Source organism: Hymenobacter seoulensis, assembly GCF_054780535.1.
The window spans coordinates 284,169-299,557 of sequence record NZ_BAAGWD010000001.1; the positions used below are offsets into that span (position 1 = coordinate 284,169).

The window sequence follows — 15,389 nt, forward strand, 5'->3', positions numbered from 1 at the left end:
CTTAATTTCGTACTAACAAGTCAAGGTCAGTGATTAGTAATTTTTGATCCACAGGTCGCCCATACGCTTGCGCAGGATGCTGGCCTGACGGTCGGCCGAAGCCCGATCAGGATAATCTGCCACGGAGAGCATGTACTGGCGGCTGCCGGGTGCTGGCAGAATTACGCGCGCCGGGTGCCCTAGGCGTACCAGCGCCTGACGACCCTTTTCCGCGTTTGCCAGCGTCTTGTACGAACCAGCAACTACATAGTAACGGCCCGTACGACTTTTAATGGTCGAGGTTTCGGCGCCGGGGGTTGCATTGGTGGCTGCCGCTTTTTCCCAACCGGGAGCATTTGGCTTCGTTACTTTCGCAACCGGCTTGCCCTTGGTAGCTTGTACTGGCTTGGCAACAATGGTAACGGCTGGCTTGATAGCCGACGCTGGTACAACTGCTTTCACGGCTGGCTTAGCAACTGGTTTTGCTACTGCCGGCTTGGCGCTTGCAACGGGGGTAGCCGCTTCATTCCACTCAGCCTCCGCGGCGGCAGTGGTTATTTCCGGGGCGGGAGCCGCATCCAGTTCCGAAGAGGAAGTGCTGGCCAGTGCCGCTTGCTGATGCGTCATGGCCGACTGGGCCACGCTGCGGTTGGGTGCCGGGGCTTCAGCCGTAGAGAGGCCTAGGGAAGACATGCGCAGACTGCTGGGCAGATACCCAAACATGTCAGCAAAGAAATAGTTGGCCGATAGCACCAGCCCCGCAATAGCGACGGTACCAATGGTACGGAACGCCCGAACCGCCCGGCTCGAACGGGCCGAAGCCAGCAGCGGCGCAGGCGTGGGCCGCTCCCGGGCCAGCAAGGCATCGGTGGCGCGCACGGGCCGCGATATCAGTTCAGGCAGCCCAAAGCTGGCATTGAGCAGGTTCTGACCGCCTGTGTATTCAAACTCAAGGCCGCGGCCCGGCGCCTGCCGGAATATGCCCACTCCAGGAAGCTCCGTCCGCAGACCGGCTTCCAGTTCGCTTTCCATCCGGAGCACAGCCTCGCGCACCAGTTGGCGCGCCTGCACGGTGCTGATGTTCAGCTTATGGCTTAGTGCATCTACCAACAGACCGTCGTTGCGGGTCAAGGACTGGTTGAAAGCTACGCGTTTGGCTGGCGGGGCCAGTGTGTGCCGCACCGGATGAATCTGGGCGGGCGCGTAGTCGGCAATCAGGCCGCCAAAATCAGGAATAATGACGCAGTCATGGTCCCGGAGCAAGGTGCGGATGTGGTCAGAAAGCATTCAGTTGCGGGTACTAGGGTGGAAATACGAGGAAAGCTACCAGGGTAAAGACTCCTGTTATTCTCAGCACGGCAAAGGACCTTACTCCTACTGTGCCAGGGGTGCATCAGCGTGATAAGGTCCTTTCTTATGCTCAGGATGACAAGCGGTTAGCCGTCGGGTCTAGAGGTAAATTCCGGTCAAGTTAAAAGTCGTAAGTAACGCCAGCCAGTACGTTAATTCCTTTCACTGGATAGTTCAGGAATCGCTCGTACTTGCGGCCAAGCAGGTTGTTGCCCAGAACAAATATGGACAGATTTTCCATAATGCGGTAATCTCCGCGCAGATTCAGGTCGATAATTGTATCGGTTGGCCGGATGATTTGGGCCCCGGGAATGTACGCGGGATCAAACGAGCCGGGCGTGTAGCCAACTCCAAAGCTTGAGCTGTACGTATAAAACTCCGCCCCCAGCAGCAGCTTGTCGTAGAGATTATACGTGCCGAATACCACCGATTGAAACGCTGGACGGTGAAAAGCTTTAGCCAGGGTTTTGACATTGTAACCGTTGTAATCGGCCTTCAGGCCCAGCCGGAACTGCTCCGAGGCGTTGTAAATGATTTCGCCATGTACGTTAATCAGCTGGGTAGCCTTGGGGTCGTACACCAAATCAAACTTGCTGGAGTCGCGGCGGGAGTTGTTATAGAAGTACAGATTCCGGTCGCTGGCCAGCGTGATGCGGGTGTTCACTTGCAGGGCGCGAGCGGGGGTAGCATTAAAGCCAAAATACACCGTGGGGCCGCGGCGCGTATCAGCTACCCGCACGTTGGGCGCCAGCCAAGGATTTTCGGTGGTCAGATCATACATCGTGACCCGCTGGATGGCACCGCCTAGGCCCGCGAAGAGCACAAACTTGTCTTCGGTAACGGTGTAAGCGGCACGCACTGCCGGAAACACGTTGAATTTGGGCGCATTCAGAATAGTATCGCCGGTGTAACCTAGGGTTGCGCCCACAGACAGAGCTAGGCGGTTGAGAGTAAGCTCATAGGCTGGCGTTACCTGCACAAATGGCCGGCTAACCGTTAAGGAGTCCTTGTGCGAAATAAAGGACACGTAGCCATTTACACTCACGCGGCTGCTTTCGCCCAAGCGGTAGCCAGAGCGCAACGAGGCATAGAGGTTGCTTTCGCGGGCCTGGAAGAAGTCACTCCAGTAATTGAAGCCTAGGCCTAAATCGTACTGGAAGGCGGCGTCTTGGGCGCGGTTGCGGGCATATACTTTCACCCCGGCCCGTTTGAACACCTGCTTGAGGCTATCCTGCTCGGGCAACAGCGGCACGTTGCGGTTGTAGCCATAGAAATTGTACCGTTCCCGGCCTAGGTCTATTTTGGCACCTAGCACCAAGGGGCCGCTATATGTTTCGCCGTTCAGGCCCAGGCTGGTTTGAGCCTGGCTGGAGTTTTCTTTATCCACGGCGCCCCGTGAAGACGAAAGGTGCCGAAAATCGAGGCCGTAGCTGGCCGTTTCTGAGCGGGTATTGTGCAAGTAAGCCCGGCCATACACCGTGCCGTAGTTGCCAATAGCCCCTTTCAGATAGTTGCCCGTGAGTGGCGCCAGCTCTTCCTGCCGGATGGTAAGCACCCGCACCGAAGGGTTAAGCTTATCGGCGGGTAAGCGGAAGTCGGGGTATGTGTAAGCGACGCCGCCCGCCGTTTTGGTGGGGGCTTCCACCTTCACTTTCTCAAAATTCCGGGTGGCCTCGGGCAGCTCATTTACCCGCTCCTTTACAATCTCAATTTCGGCGTCTTCAATCTTGCCGCGCGTCTTCTGCGCCCAGGCGCTGGTGGCCGGAACGGTGGTAGTCAGCAGGGCCGCGGCGGCCAACAGTTTCGACGGGTGTAGCATTCGGGTATGGGGTCTTGGGAGGGCAGTAAGCAGAGTACACATGCTGGCGTTGCTGGCATGTATTCTCAACTACTTTTATCCCATTAAATCATGATTACTAGGCTGCTTAACCTGGGCAACTATACCACAGCTTAAACTAAATTCGACTGGGCTTCTACCAACTGATTTCTACTCCTCGTCCGCCTGCGGAGCGGCCGACGGGTTGGCTGTGGAGTCAGATGGCTGCACATCACTAGGCATCAAGGAGCTTCGAACCGGCGTCTTACCGCTAGTCGAGGCCTTGCCAGTTGGCTTAGTGGTTGTCGAGGTCTTGGGCGTTGTTTTGGGGGTAGCGGGAGCTGCTTTTCCGGGCTGCGTTTTGGGCGTACCAGAAGCTGGTGCGGGCGTAGTCGCATCGGCGGGCAAGGCGGCAAGGCGCTGCTTAGCTCCTTCCACAATTTCCGCTACTGGGAATTTATTGTCGATGATGGAGTTGAGCGTGGCTCGTGCCTGGAAGATTTCATTCTGCTCCTTATACACATCGGCAATCAGCAGGAAGGCCCGGCCCAGCCACACATCATAGGCTGAGAAGTCGGAGTTGCTCTTGTAGGCAGCATCCAGGGCTTCGGGGTATTTCTTTTGCTGGTACAGGGTTTGGGCCAGCAGGTACTGGGCCTCGGCGCCGCTTTCATCCTTGGCTGTATTGGCCGCCGTGGTTAATTCGGTAATCGCCTGATCGAGGTTGCCGGCTTTGTAGCTGGCTTTGCCCAAGTAGAGCAGCGCCAGATTGGTTGCGTTCAGCGCCGCGCCACCTTGGGCCTGAAGTTCTTGGGCAACCCGGCGGGTACCTTCCAGGTCGCCAGCCTCATAGTAGCTTTTCATCAGCCCGATGCCAGCGTTAGCCACCTCCCGCTTATTAGGCGATACTTCTCGTAGCCGCGCGTAATATTTGGCTGCCTCAGCGTAATTCTTGTTTTCAAACTCCAAATCCGCCACGCGGCCAACGGCACGGTTTACAAACTCGCTTTTGCCTTCTTCCACCACTGCTTTCAGGCGGGGCAGAGCGTCGGCTTTGCGGTCGGTGCGCAGGTAGGAGTCGGCCAGGAAATAGCGGCCATCGGCAGCCAGCACTGTATTGGGGTATTGCTTGAGGTAGCCTTCCAGACGCGGAATGGCCTGGGCGTACTTTTCGCTTAGGTACAGTGATTTGGCCGCTTCAAACTCTACGCTTTCCGAGGCTTTGCTATCGGGATTTTGCTGCTTGAACTGCGCCAGATACTGGTCGAACTCTTCGGTTTTGCCCTGGGCCGATAAGCTTTCCTGCAAGCTGTAGATGGCGCTGGCCGCCGACTTCGTACGCGGATACTGGCTTAGCACGCGCTTGAAGTCCTCGGCGGCCTTGGCATGCTCTTCCAAGTTCTGGTAGGCTACTCCCCGCTTCTGCAACGCCTGCGGTATCAGGGGCGAGTTGGGCCGGGCCGAAATCAGGCGCGAGAACCCATCAACGGCAGGCTGAAACGCGCCGGCTTCAAAATCAAGCTGGGCCTGCTGATACACGGCATCATCGGCGTAGCGCGAGCTGGGCGACGTTTTCAGCAGTGTGCTTAAGGTGCTGGAGGCCTCTTCGCGCTTGCCCATCAGGCCCAGCACTACGCTTTTCTGGTAGTAGGCGTAATCCTTATCAGCCGCGTTGGCCTGAATCACTTTGTTGTACTGATCGAGGGCCTGTTGGTACTGCTTGGCAATGTAATAAGTGTCGCCGAGGCGAAGGGTCACGTCGTAGTAGTTTGGGTCAGCGGGCTTGGCTATCGGGTCTTGCAGCCAGGCCTGAAACTGCTGTCGGGCGCGGTCGTATTGCTTGGTGTTGTAGTAGGCATAGCCTAGCCCGTAACGCGCTTTCTGGTCGAAGTCAGTTTCTGCGGCAGAGCCGGTGCGGGCGGTGCGGGCTGCAGCCGTATAAGCCGTAATAGCGGGCTGATACTGCTGTCCGTAGCTGTAGATTTCGCCTTTCAGAACCTGAGCAGCGGCGCGCAGGGCGTCGTCCTGGGGGTATTTCAGACTTTTTTCCAGTACTGGCAGCGCATCCTGGTAGCGGTTGTTGTTGTAGAGGGTTGCGGCCTGCAGATACGCCACGCGCTGATAGGTAGCGTTTAGCTTGGTGCTCCGGTCATCTAGGTTATCGAGGTAGTTCAGCGCCTGAGCGTAGTCGTTGGAGTTCAGAAAACTCTCGCTCAGAATATCGTCGGCAGCTGCCTGGTTTTTTGACCGTGGGAAGCGCTTCGGGAAGTCGCGCAGGGCGGCAATTACTTCTTGCGTGTTGCCAAGCTCGTAGTTTACCTGCGCATACTTGAGCGTCGCGTTTTCGGTGATAACCTTGTCGAAGGTGAGCTTGCGGGCTGCATCGAACGAGTTTAAGGCTAGCTGCTTCTGGTTGGTTTGCAGGTAGCTCAAGCCCAGGTGATACGCAGCATTCTGCCCCAGCGAGTCGCGGCGAGCTGCTACCCCCTTTAGGCTGCCAATTGCGCCCTTGAAGTCGCCTTGCTTGAAGTTGGCATAGCCCACCTTGTACTGTACTTCGGGCTCAATTTTCTTGCGGCCGGCGGCATACTTATCAAAGTACTCGGCCGCCTGCTTGAAATCCTGCTTCTGGTAGTAGGCATCCCCTACTAGCAACTGAATTTCATCAGCACTCTGGGGCGGCGGGGTTTGCTGCAAGGCCTGCGAGCCGTAGGCAATCAGCCCATCGTAATCGCCTTCCTTGTAGTAAATCTGCGACATGACGGCCGGCACCACGGGCTTGTAGGCGTCGTTCTGCTCGGCTACCGCCAGGTCTTTGCGGGCTCCGGCGTAGTCGCCGGCACGGTAGGCCAGGTAGCCGGCGTAATACGAGCTGGCGTAGCGGTACTGGCTGCTGCCAACTTTGTTACGGTCGAACTGCAGCTTGGCCTTGTCAAACTCCTTCTGAGCGAAGTAGCTGTAGCCGAGCTTAAACTCCGATTCGGCCCGCTGGTCATCGGAGAGGTTATCCGGCCCTACCTTTTGCAGGTAATCGATAGACTTGGTATAAACCTTCTTATCAAAGTAGAATTTACCAAGCTCAAAATACGCCTGCGAGGCTTTCGGGTGGGCCGGGTTGTTGGTGGCAAAGGCCAAAATGCGGTCCTCGGCATCGGGGTGAAACAGGTACAGGCCCGAAACGGCGTAGTAGTATTCGGCATCAACGGTGCGGCCGGGAGCCAGCTCGCCGTTGCGGCGTTGGGTAAGGTCGAGGTAGTGCTGGAAGGCTTGCTGGGCCGCGCCGTACTTGCCGCGGTCGAAGAGTTCGAGGCCTTCCTGGAAATGGCGTTCATCGTTGGTGAACACCTGTGTTTGCTGGGCCAACGCGGCCGCGGGTGCGGCAGCCGTGAGGGTGGCGGCCAGCGCCAGGCGGGGGAATAGTTTCATCAGAAAGCGTTACGCAGAGAGAGGCCGGGGCCGCAAGGGCTCCGGGTGTCAGCCAAAAGTAGCGAAAAGTTCGGCCGTGGTTGCCCCAAAATCGGCCTTATTACGCGCTTAAACGCTTCACGACGCACGTTTCGTACAGTTTTTTCAGTAGTGCTAGCCCTTAGAGCGCTAAATACACTAGTGTTGGCCCGTGGGTTCGTGGGTTTAGAGCGCACTAAAGCCGCTGTCTTCTTCCTCGGCTATTACTACCCGTTCATGCTGGATTAATATATAATATTAATAATATTTTATTATCTTTTTAGCCACTCCCTCTCTTATAGGAGTTTCCTACTGCCGCCTGCCGTTGCACCTTAAATCAGGCCTCGTTTTTAACCTTTTACCCTACTGGTTCTATGAAAACGTACTTTTACCGCGCCTGCCTTGTGGGTGGAGTTCTCGGTTTATTAGGTAGCTGCAGCACCTCAACCGACAATGAGAAAGCAGCTGCCAAATCAGCCGCTTCAAGCCCCCCGCCCCCTGCCTGCGACACAAACCCCACATTTAATCCTAAAGCTGGAACTCTTTTTTCGGAAGTGGAGCGAGCCGAAGAATTAACAAAAACCTACCGGGAAAACAACGGACAAACCCAGAAGTGCAGCAAGGCCCGCGCTTTTTACTTCAATGAGGACTTAGTAAAACAAGTACTAGATCAACAGGATGCGGTAGGATTCAGGGTGTATCTGGCCAGAAATAACAAAGATGGCGTTAAGGACGAAGTCATTCTAGTTGGCGTCAATGAGAAAGGACAAGATTTACTAGGTCCTATTCAGGGTAAAACTCCCGGCGCAATTGGCTCTACGTACCTGATGTTAGGAGCCCCCATGAAATGCCCGTACAACTGTGACACCAGCGGCCGGCTCTATGGATCAGAATAATTCTGATTCCTGATTTTTCAGATACTAGGCACGTTTTAACACGCAACCTTTCCAGCCATGGCCGGCTCCTTGCACAACCTGTTCCCTTTAGTTTTGCTGGTTAATGTGCATTGTTCGGTACCTCAAGTTGGTTTTGTTTCTGTTATTGCCCCTGTCTTCGTTTGCGCAACTCTTGCCATTGCAAGGCATGGTGCTCGATCAACACACCAGCGCGCCGGTACCGTTTGCCTCGGTGGGTATTGCGGGTAAGCCACTAGGTACCGTGGCCGATGAATCCGGGCTCTTTCGCTTTTCCATACCCGATGGCGAGCAGGGCAACGTGATGATTTCATGCGTGGGCTACCACATCCTGGCAGTGCCTGTAGCCACGCTGCAACAGCCCGGGTATATTGCCAGGCTGGTACCCAGTGGTGTTTCCTTGGGCGCCGTAACGGTGCGTCCGGGCACTATTAAAACCCAAACGTTCGGGCGTACGGCCAGTTCCACCCTCATGGGTGCCAACCTGTACACAGAGGCTAATTTAATCAGCGACGACCTGGCCAAAGAGCAAGGCACTATACTTCCTCTCGCTGACGACTGCCGACTGCGCGACTTCAACTTTCACGTCGCTTTTAATCGGTTCAAGCGAGTTAAATTTCGGCTGAACCTGTACAGCGTAAAAGATGGCCGGCCCGATCAGCAGCTACTGCAGCAGGATATTCGGTTTGATGTGACGGTGCCACGCGGATGGGTGAAAGTGGATTTGATGCCGTACCAGGTGCAGCTGCAAGGCCATAAACAGGTAGCCGTTACACTGCAATGGCTGCAGAGTGAGGCCGTGGAAGGGCAACACAAAGCATTTGCCGTTTCGGCCGTGCCTCTGCCGGGGCATAGCATCCTGAGCCGTACCAAAAGCCAAGCCGAGTGGCAGGAAACCGCGCCCGGCTACCTAAGCTTTTACCTTACCGCCGACACCTATCGGGGTCAGAAAAGCACCTCATCGGTATCAGTTGCCGCCCCCGACTACGTTCTGCCCGACAGCCTCCGGTACCTCCGCTATATGGCTGCCACTAGCCTGCCCGAGCTCACCAACCCCCAGCACTTCGGCGACAACCCGCAGGCGGGCGGCTACGTGCCGGTGCGCGGGGCCAAGCTGTATTATGAGCGCTACGGCCACGGCGAGCCGCTGTTATTGCTGCATGGCAACGGTCAGTCAATAGCGGCCTTCCAACTGCAGATTGCGGATCTGGCCCGCCATTTCGAGGTTATTGCAGTTGACACACGGGCCCAGGGCAAGAGCCTTGATTTCACTACCACTGATTTTACCTACGACCTGTTTGCCGAGGACATTCGCCAGCTCCTAGACACCTTGCAGCTGCGCCGTGTGCATGTTCTGGGCTGGAGCGACGGCGGCAACACAGCCCTGAAACTGGCACTTCAGCACCCCACGTACGTGAACCGGATAGCCATTATGGGCGCCAACCTCTTCCCCACTTCGGCGGCCATTGAACCAGACTTTCTGAAGCTACTGCGCCAGCAGCTGCAGCAGGAACAAACCGCGCTCAGCGCGCAAAACCTAAACCGGGTGCGCCTGCTGAAACTCTTGCTGCAAGAGCCCCAAATGACGTTTCAGGAGCTAGGGGCAGTTGTGGCGCCAACTCTGGTGCTAGCCGGTGAGCAGGATCTTATAGTGGAGGCGCATACGCGGGCCATTGCTCAGGCATTGCCACAAAGCCACCTGGTTATTTTTAAAGGCGCCACGCATTACGCACCCCAGGAAATACCCGCCGCATTCAACAAGGAAGTACTTCGATTCTTTACCCAGCGAAAACGCCTTCCTTCCTCCGGGGCAGTACCGAGTGGGGTTACACCCGCACCAGCGTCACCTCGTCGCGGGTGAAATCGAAGCGGCTTTTCTCTGCCTGGCCTTTGCACACAGCTACGCGCGGCGGCTGCAATTTGCCTTTGCGGCTGGCTTCAATCTGGGCCTCGCCACTTACTTCCAGCGTGGTTACTACCTCTCCGTTTAGCCGCAACTCCCACGGGCCGGGCGCAATAGTGCCCTGCAGATGCCCGACGATAAACACTTCTTTCGGCGACATCTGCACGATATCGAGCACGTGCATGGTGGGGGTTTCGGCCATGAGAAAGGGTAGTAACTACAATATAAATACGAGGATGAGGGTGCGCCCAAACCGGAAACCAGTGTATCCTGCGGCCCGAATGTAACAGAATTTGTTTGCCACCTAATGCCGGACCACTAGGCCTGTTGTAACAACCAAGTACCCGCAAAGAAGCATGTCGGCTAGCTGAACAGCTCCAGCAGATCCTGTTTGGAAAGGGTTTTCAGCAGGGCTGTATCCGTCCGAATAAGATCCTGGGCCAGCTCGCGTTTCGTTTCCTGGAGTTGCATAATTTTCTCTTCCACCGTGTTGGGGCAAATTAGGCGCACGGCCACCACGTGCTTGGTTTGCCCGATGCGGTAGCTGCGGTCAATGGCCTGGTTTTCAACGGCCGGGTTCCACCACGGGTCCACGATGTACACATAGTCGGCTTCGGTGAGGTTGAGGCCCGTGCCGCCAGCTTTCAGGCTGATCAGAAACACACGTACCTGCTCCTGCTGCTGAAACGCCGTCACGACGGCCTCGCGCTGGCGGGTTTGGCCCGTGAGGTACTGATACGGAATATCGTGCACCTCCAGCATGGGCCGGATAAGGTCGAGCATGCTCACAAACTGCGAGAAAATCAGGATTTTGTGCTGCGGGGCGTGGTTCTGGATTTCCTCGAGCAGCACGTGCAGTTTCGCCGAGGCTGCGCCGAAATATTCCCCATCGGGTAGTAGCGCGGGCGAGTTACATATTTGGCGCAGCTTGGTGAGGCCTTGCAGCATGTGCAGGCGGTCTTTGCTGGTTACATCTTCGCGCTTGCCTAGCAACAGGTTGCGGTAATCCTGCTTGCAGGCCTCATACACGCGGCGTTGCTCGGTGCCCATTTCGCAGTAAAGCACCATCTCGGTTTTTTCGGGTAGCTCAGGCGCAACCTGGGCCTTGGTGCGGCGCAGCACAAAGGGCCTGATTTTCTGCTGCAACGCCTGGGCCTGTCCTTCATCCTTAAACTTGTCGATGCGGGTAGCGAAATGCGCCTTGAAATGGGCCCGGCTTCCCAGCAACCCTGGGCAGGCAAACGACAGTAGCCCGTAAATATCGTAGGTATTGTTTTCCAGCGGCGTGCCCGTGAGTACTACCCTATTGCGGGCTTGCAACCGGCATGCTGCTTTGTAACGTTGCGAATCGGGGTTTTTGATGGCCTGGGCTTCGTCCAGAAACACATAGTTAAACTGATACGCGCGTAACACCCGAATATCAGCTACCAGCGTTCCGTAGGTGGTCAGCACAATATCGTACTCCCCGAAGCCCTGCGCCTCCTTCGGTCGGTTGGCGCCGTGCACCACCAGCACCCGCAGCGAGGGCGCAAACTTGGCTACCTCGGCCTGCCAGTTAAATACCAAAGAGGTAGGCACCACCACCAAATTAGCCCCCGCGTGTCCTTTCTCGCGCTGCAACAGGATGAACGCCAGTACCTGTAGCGTTTTGCCTAGGCCCATGTCATCGGCTAGGCACCCCCCAAAAGTGAAGGTATCCAGAAAGTTTAGCCAGTTCAGCCCCTGCTGCTGGTAGTTGCGCAAGGTGGCCTGCAAGCCGCTGGGCGGCACTAGGTCTTCAATGCCCGTAAACCGGCTAAGCGCAGTGCGATAGTCAGCTAGCTGCGTGCGCGCGTCCGAAGTCAGTTCCTCAGGCGTGTAGAGCTCTTCTACCGCTGAAAAATTGATGCTCGGAGTGCGCAACCGCTCCTCTATCACCTCACCGGCGGCAAAGTAGCGGGCAAACTTCTCCATCCACTGCCGGGGCAAAATGCCGCGCGTACCATCATCGAGGGTCACATAGTGGCGGCGGTTCCGAATGGCCTGGTGCAGTTGCCGCATACTAGCTTGCTGCTTGCCGAAGCGCACCCGCAGCTCCGTATCAAACCAGTTGGTTTCGCGGCTTACTTGTATCGAAATCTGGGCTTTGTGTGGGTTGAGGGTATTATCCTTGAGCTTGTTGAAGCCAAGAATGGCAATGTGCTGGGTGCGCCAGTCCTCAAACGCCTCCAAAAACCACTCTTCGTCCAGAAACTGGCTTTTCGGCACGTACAACGAGTCTTGCTGCACTTGCTCCTGAAAGTGAGGGTAGTGGCGTAGCAGCGCTTTCAGGAACCGTTCTTCGGCGGCAACATCACGCGCCACCACAAACGGCCGCCCGAGCGTATCCAGCGCATACAGTTGCTTGCGCGACAACACCGACACCTCCCGCTCGCCGTAGCGCATCACGGGCAGCACTTCCACGTGCGGCCCCGCCTCCGAGAGGTACAGCAGCATTTTAGGTTCCTCGGCAAACCCTCCGGACTCCAGCTGTTCGGGCGTGGCCGGCCGCAGGTAGGTGTACGTGATGTGCACCTTATCTTCGAGGTTGGTCAGCACCTCTTCCCGAAACTCGTCGAACTTGCGTTGGTGAATCAACAGGGCGTTGTTCCGCTTTTTGAAAAACTCTACCACGCGCCACACGTCCAAGTCATCGAGCAGATACAGCTCATCGTGCACGGCCAAAAAGTACTCATAGCGAATAATCAGGTCTTTCAGATCCAGCACCTGATCCGCTACCCAGAGCTTGCCCTCCACCCGGTAAAACTCGTCCTGTTCCGCCACCGACAAGCGCAGCTCTAGGGGCAACCCATGAACCCGCACCGGCACCACCGACTGTGCCGTTACCTTCTCCCCGAGACTTGCCTGATGGGCATACACCGGCAGCTGTTCAGGGTTTCGGACCACGGCCTGCAGAGCCTCTAGTGCAGCGCCTGTGCGAGCTTCGTCATAATTGTGCTGAAACCGCGCTAGGCCGGTATAGAACTTCAACCGATCGGGGTCAGTGAGTTGCCAGATGCCATCCAACGGGTTCAGGACCGTGAGCGGGTTTTTTAGTTTTCCCGACACCGTGGTTTCGGCTTCTACCAACTGAACAGTCAGGTGCCCATAATAGCGTTGGCGGCCCAGCACGAGCAGACGCTGGCTGGTCGTTTCCTCGGGAACTGGCGGCCGTTTGGTGGGCAGCAGGTAGCGAACAAGCTCTTCTTTGGTTGCGTCCGTAACGGGCAGCATTTCGGGCTGGATGGGCGTAATAGTCAGCTCTCGCTCTGCGTAGGTCAGCTGAAAATAATCCTCCAGATTGGGAGCCTGCTCCATGCCATACTCCTTGGCCACGGCTCGCAGGCGCTGCCGGCGTAAGGGTGCATCAAAGAAAATCCGGAGGTCGGGGCGCTGCACTAGGGCTAGTAGCACCTGCGCCTGGTACTCGCAGAGCCCGCCTGGTGTTGCCCCGCAACTGCACGAAACCACCAAGTCGCCTCCTTGCTGCGCTACTAGCACAGAAGGTCTGGGCTGCCCGCCGCCTAGGTCATTGGAACCAGTAAACCGCCCTTGCCCGATGGTCAGGGTTTCGGGTACGATGGCCCCAGCTGAGCGCAGTTCCGGTGCTACGCCCGCCGCGCAGTGCTGCTCTACTATTGTGCTGGTCAGATCGGCACCCGTCAGGGCCACTAGGGTATACTGGTGCCCGAAGCCGCTGGCCGGGGTTGGGTGAGTCGTGTTGTCGGGCTGGGGCATGCGGCCGGGGTACAGAGCTGAGTTCGGGCCGCTACTGTGCGGTATCGGCGGCTTTTATGCGGGAATCGAAGCTGAATGCTTCGCGACCTACAATCTGAATGCGCTTGAAATCGGGGTGGCGGCTATGCAGCACAAAGTTGCTTTCCTGCGGGATAATGGAAGAGGGCACCCGCAGCACCGCCGAGTTACGCCGGGTGTACCACGCTGCCCCCAGCGGCTGGCACACGGCGTAGCGGCTGGCTTTTTCCCAATTCGGGGGCAGTTGCCTCAGGTTGATTTCTTCAATTACCAGTTCATCGGGCACCTCAATCACCAACACCCGAAACTGGTCATTAAGGCCTTCGCCGCTCCGGTGCACCACGCTTTCCAGGCACGCCAGTGCCCGCGAGGAAGCCGTGTAAATAACAAACTGATCCTTGTAGTTCCAACGGGCTCGATAACCGGAAGCAAACAAATCCTCGGCGTACTTCGCCAAACATATCCGATACACCAGCATACACGCTACGACAAGTCGCCGTAAGCAATGCGGGTGAGTTCCTCGGCCACCAGATCAATACCTCCGCTGGTTTCCAGCAGTCGTAGCGGCACTTCCTGGTCGAGGCCGTGGGCAGGCTTATCCAGCCACCGCAGGAATGCGGCGGCCTCCCCAAATACTTCCAACCCCAGGTTGTAGAGGCTGATGATTTTGAGGGTTTTTTCGCTGCTGGCTGCGCTCAAGGGCTTCTTTTCCTGCGAATACGTGCGCAAAGTTTTCGTCGAGAGCTCATAAATGGCCTCCAGCTCATTCGCCTGCAAATGAAACGCCTCGGCTACCTCAAACGCCGTGGCGGCGGGCACACCTTTGCGCGCTTCCATCACCAAGGCAAACGCATCCTGCCCGGCTTGGCCCCAAGCCGCCCATTTCTTCCGGAGCGCAGCCGGCGTGGTAGCGGTGGGTTTGGGGTGATGTGCAGTAGCGGCCATAGCAGTTCAGGTTTAACAAGTCGAACTTAGGGAAATTTTTCTGATTAACGAGGAAATTTTTCCTTTGGTTCTAATTCAATCATTCCTACTAACAGGCTGCTACATACCCACCACCGCATGCAGGGGCACGGGGTGCAGAATCAGCCACACCAATTCGCGCAGAATCTCGCCATCGGTCATAGAGCCGCTGTCAATGCCTTTGCTTTGGGCGTCGGCCCGACGGATGAGGTGCACAATATCGCGGGTGCGCTGGAAGTCAAATACTTTCAGGCCGGTTTGGTAGTCGCGGCGGGCAAAGGAGCTTTTCAGGCCGAGCTTGGTCCAGTCGGCTTCCGAGGGGTTGGGCAGCTGGTGCAGGGCTAGCAACCGCGAGAAGTAGTTGAACAGCAGCGTGAGGTTCGGGATAAGGGGGTTATTCTTGGGGTTAGCCTCGAAGTACATCAGAATGCGGTTGGCCTTCAGCACGTCGCGACGAATCAGGGCGCTTTGTAGCTCGAAGATGTTGTACTCCTTGCTGATGCCCACCATACGCTGCACCAGGTCCTCATCAATAGCGTGGCCGGGCAGCAGGTTGATAAGCATTTTATCCACTTCATTGGTCAGCCGGCCCAGCTCCGCTCCTATGTACTCGGCCAGCATATTGGTGGCCTGGGGCGTAATCTGCTGGCCTTTGCTGCGCACGTAGCTGGTTAGCCAAGGCGCTACTTGGTTGTCATAGAGCTTTTTGCTGGTAAGCAGCACGGTGCCGGCCGGGGCCGGATGCGCTTTGTCGCCGGTGAGCAGCTTGCCCAGCTTCTTGCGGGCGTCCAGCGTCTTGTGCTTGTAGCAGAACACCAGCACGGTGCTGTGCAATGGATTTTTGAGGTAGGCTTCCAGAAACGGCCACGACTTCTCCGCTTCCAGATCGGCAATGGCCTGGGCTTCTTTCACGATAACGACGGAGCGCTCGGCCATCATTGGAAAGCGCTTGGCCTGCCCCAGAATGCCGGCTACGTCCGTATCCTTGCCATAGAGCACCACCTGGTTAAAGCCCTTTTCATGCTCTTGGAGCACATGTTTCTCCAGTAAGTCGGCTACCAGATCAATGTAATAAGGCTCCTCCCCTTGCAAAAAATACACGGGCGCAAACTGCCGCTGCTGGAGCTGCTTAAGAATCTCGTCGGCGGTAAGTGTCAAGAGAGGGAAGTAATGAGAGGGTGAAGAGGAAGTGGTGAGACACCGTTTCAGCGCGGCTCACAACTCTACCTGCAAATGTACCACCGCC

10 protein-coding genes are annotated in these 15,389 nt (G+C 56.7%); 2 read left to right on the forward strand and 8 right to left on the reverse strand.

Translation table 11 applies throughout. From position 1 onward, the window contains the following. Positions 1 to 33: 33 nt before the first annotated feature. From ACYVHC_RS01290 to ACYVHC_RS01300, 3 genes are all read right to left on the reverse strand, one after another. The gene (locus ACYVHC_RS01290) at positions 34 to 1,266 is read right to left on the reverse strand and encodes an HU domain-containing protein (protein ID WP_460611852.1); all 1,233 of its coding nucleotides are present in this window, start codon (positions 1,264 to 1,266) and stop codon (positions 34 to 36) included. 184 nt (positions 1,267 to 1,450) lie between these two features. Further along, complete coding sequence (locus ACYVHC_RS01295) at positions 1,451 to 3,148, reverse strand: TonB-dependent receptor (protein ID WP_460611853.1); 1,698 nt, start codon at positions 3,146 to 3,148, stop codon at positions 1,451 to 1,453. Between the two features lie 168 nt (positions 3,149 to 3,316). Further along, positions 3,317 to 6,571, reverse strand: coding sequence for a tetratricopeptide repeat protein (locus tag ACYVHC_RS01300; RefSeq protein ID WP_460611854.1), 3,255 nt, complete (start codon positions 6,569 to 6,571; stop codon positions 3,317 to 3,319). 392 nt (positions 6,572 to 6,963) lie between these two features. Between ACYVHC_RS01300 and ACYVHC_RS01305 the strand changes: the two genes are divergently transcribed. After that, complete coding sequence (locus tag ACYVHC_RS01305; protein WP_460611855.1) at positions 6,964 to 7,485, forward strand: hypothetical protein; 522 nt, start codon at positions 6,964 to 6,966, stop codon at positions 7,483 to 7,485. A gap of 133 nt (positions 7,486 to 7,618) precedes the next feature. Continuing rightward, on the forward strand, positions 7,619 to 9,364 hold the full coding sequence (locus ACYVHC_RS01310; RefSeq protein ID WP_460611856.1) for an alpha/beta fold hydrolase: 1,746 nt from the start codon (positions 7,619 to 7,621) through the stop codon (positions 9,362 to 9,364). Here the strand turns inward: ACYVHC_RS01310 and ACYVHC_RS01315 are convergent. The 5 genes from ACYVHC_RS01315 to holA all read right to left on the reverse strand — a co-directional run bounded on the left by ACYVHC_RS01315 (position 9,330) and on the right by holA (position 15,301). Then, positions 9,330 to 9,608: a hypothetical protein gene (locus ACYVHC_RS01315; protein ID WP_460611857.1), complete on the reverse strand. Its 279-nt coding sequence runs from the start codon at positions 9,606 to 9,608 to the stop codon at positions 9,330 to 9,332. The two genes, ACYVHC_RS01310 and ACYVHC_RS01315, sit on opposite strands and share 35 nt — an antisense overlap. 161 nt (positions 9,609 to 9,769) lie before the next feature. Further along, on the reverse strand, positions 9,770 to 13,162 hold the full coding sequence (locus tag ACYVHC_RS01320; protein ID WP_460611858.1) for a DEAD/DEAH box helicase: 3,393 nt from the start codon (positions 13,160 to 13,162) through the stop codon (positions 9,770 to 9,772). 31 nt (positions 13,163 to 13,193) lie between these two features. After that, positions 13,194 to 13,658 (reverse strand): RES family NAD+ phosphorylase, encoded by a 465-nt coding sequence (locus ACYVHC_RS01325; protein WP_460611859.1) that lies wholly within the window; start codon positions 13,656 to 13,658, stop codon positions 13,194 to 13,196. A 5-nt stretch (positions 13,659 to 13,663) separates the two neighbouring features. Next, positions 13,664 to 14,125, reverse strand: a complete 462-nt coding sequence (parS, locus tag ACYVHC_RS01330; RefSeq protein ID WP_460611860.1) for a type II RES/Xre toxin-antitoxin system antitoxin — start codon at positions 14,123 to 14,125, stop codon at positions 13,664 to 13,666. Between the two features lie 99 nt (positions 14,126 to 14,224). Then, the gene (holA, locus tag ACYVHC_RS01335) at positions 14,225 to 15,301 is read right to left on the reverse strand and encodes a DNA polymerase III subunit delta (protein WP_460611861.1); all 1,077 of its coding nucleotides are present in this window, start codon (positions 15,299 to 15,301) and stop codon (positions 14,225 to 14,227) included. Between the last annotated feature and the right edge of the window lie 88 nt (positions 15,302 to 15,389).

Coding starts and splice junctions, on each gene's coding strand:
- ACYVHC_RS01300 (WP_460611854.1), bottom strand. CDS start 6,571: ATGAAACTATTCCCCCGCCTGGCGCTGGCCGCCACCCTCACGGCTGCC.
- ACYVHC_RS01320 (WP_460611858.1), bottom strand. CDS start 13,162: ATGCCCCAGCCCGACAACACGACTCACCCAACCCCGGCCAGCGGCTTC.
- ACYVHC_RS01290 (WP_460611852.1), bottom strand. CDS start 1,266: ATGCTTTCTGACCACATCCGCACCTTGCTCCGGGACCATGACTGCGTC.
- ACYVHC_RS01315 (WP_460611857.1), bottom strand. CDS start 9,608: ATGGCCGAAACCCCCACCATGCACGTGCTCGATATCGTGCAGATGTCG.
- ACYVHC_RS01295 (WP_460611853.1), bottom strand. CDS start 3,148: ATGCTACACCCGTCGAAACTGTTGGCCGCCGCGGCCCTGCTGACTACC.
- ACYVHC_RS01325 (WP_460611859.1), bottom strand. CDS start 13,658: ATGCTGGTGTATCGGATATGTTTGGCGAAGTACGCCGAGGATTTGTTT.
- parS (WP_460611860.1), bottom strand. CDS start 14,125: ATGGCCGCTACTGCACATCACCCCAAACCCACCGCTACCACGCCGGCT.
- ACYVHC_RS01305 (WP_460611855.1), top strand. CDS start 6,964: ATGAAAACGTACTTTTACCGCGCCTGCCTTGTGGGTGGAGTTCTCGGT.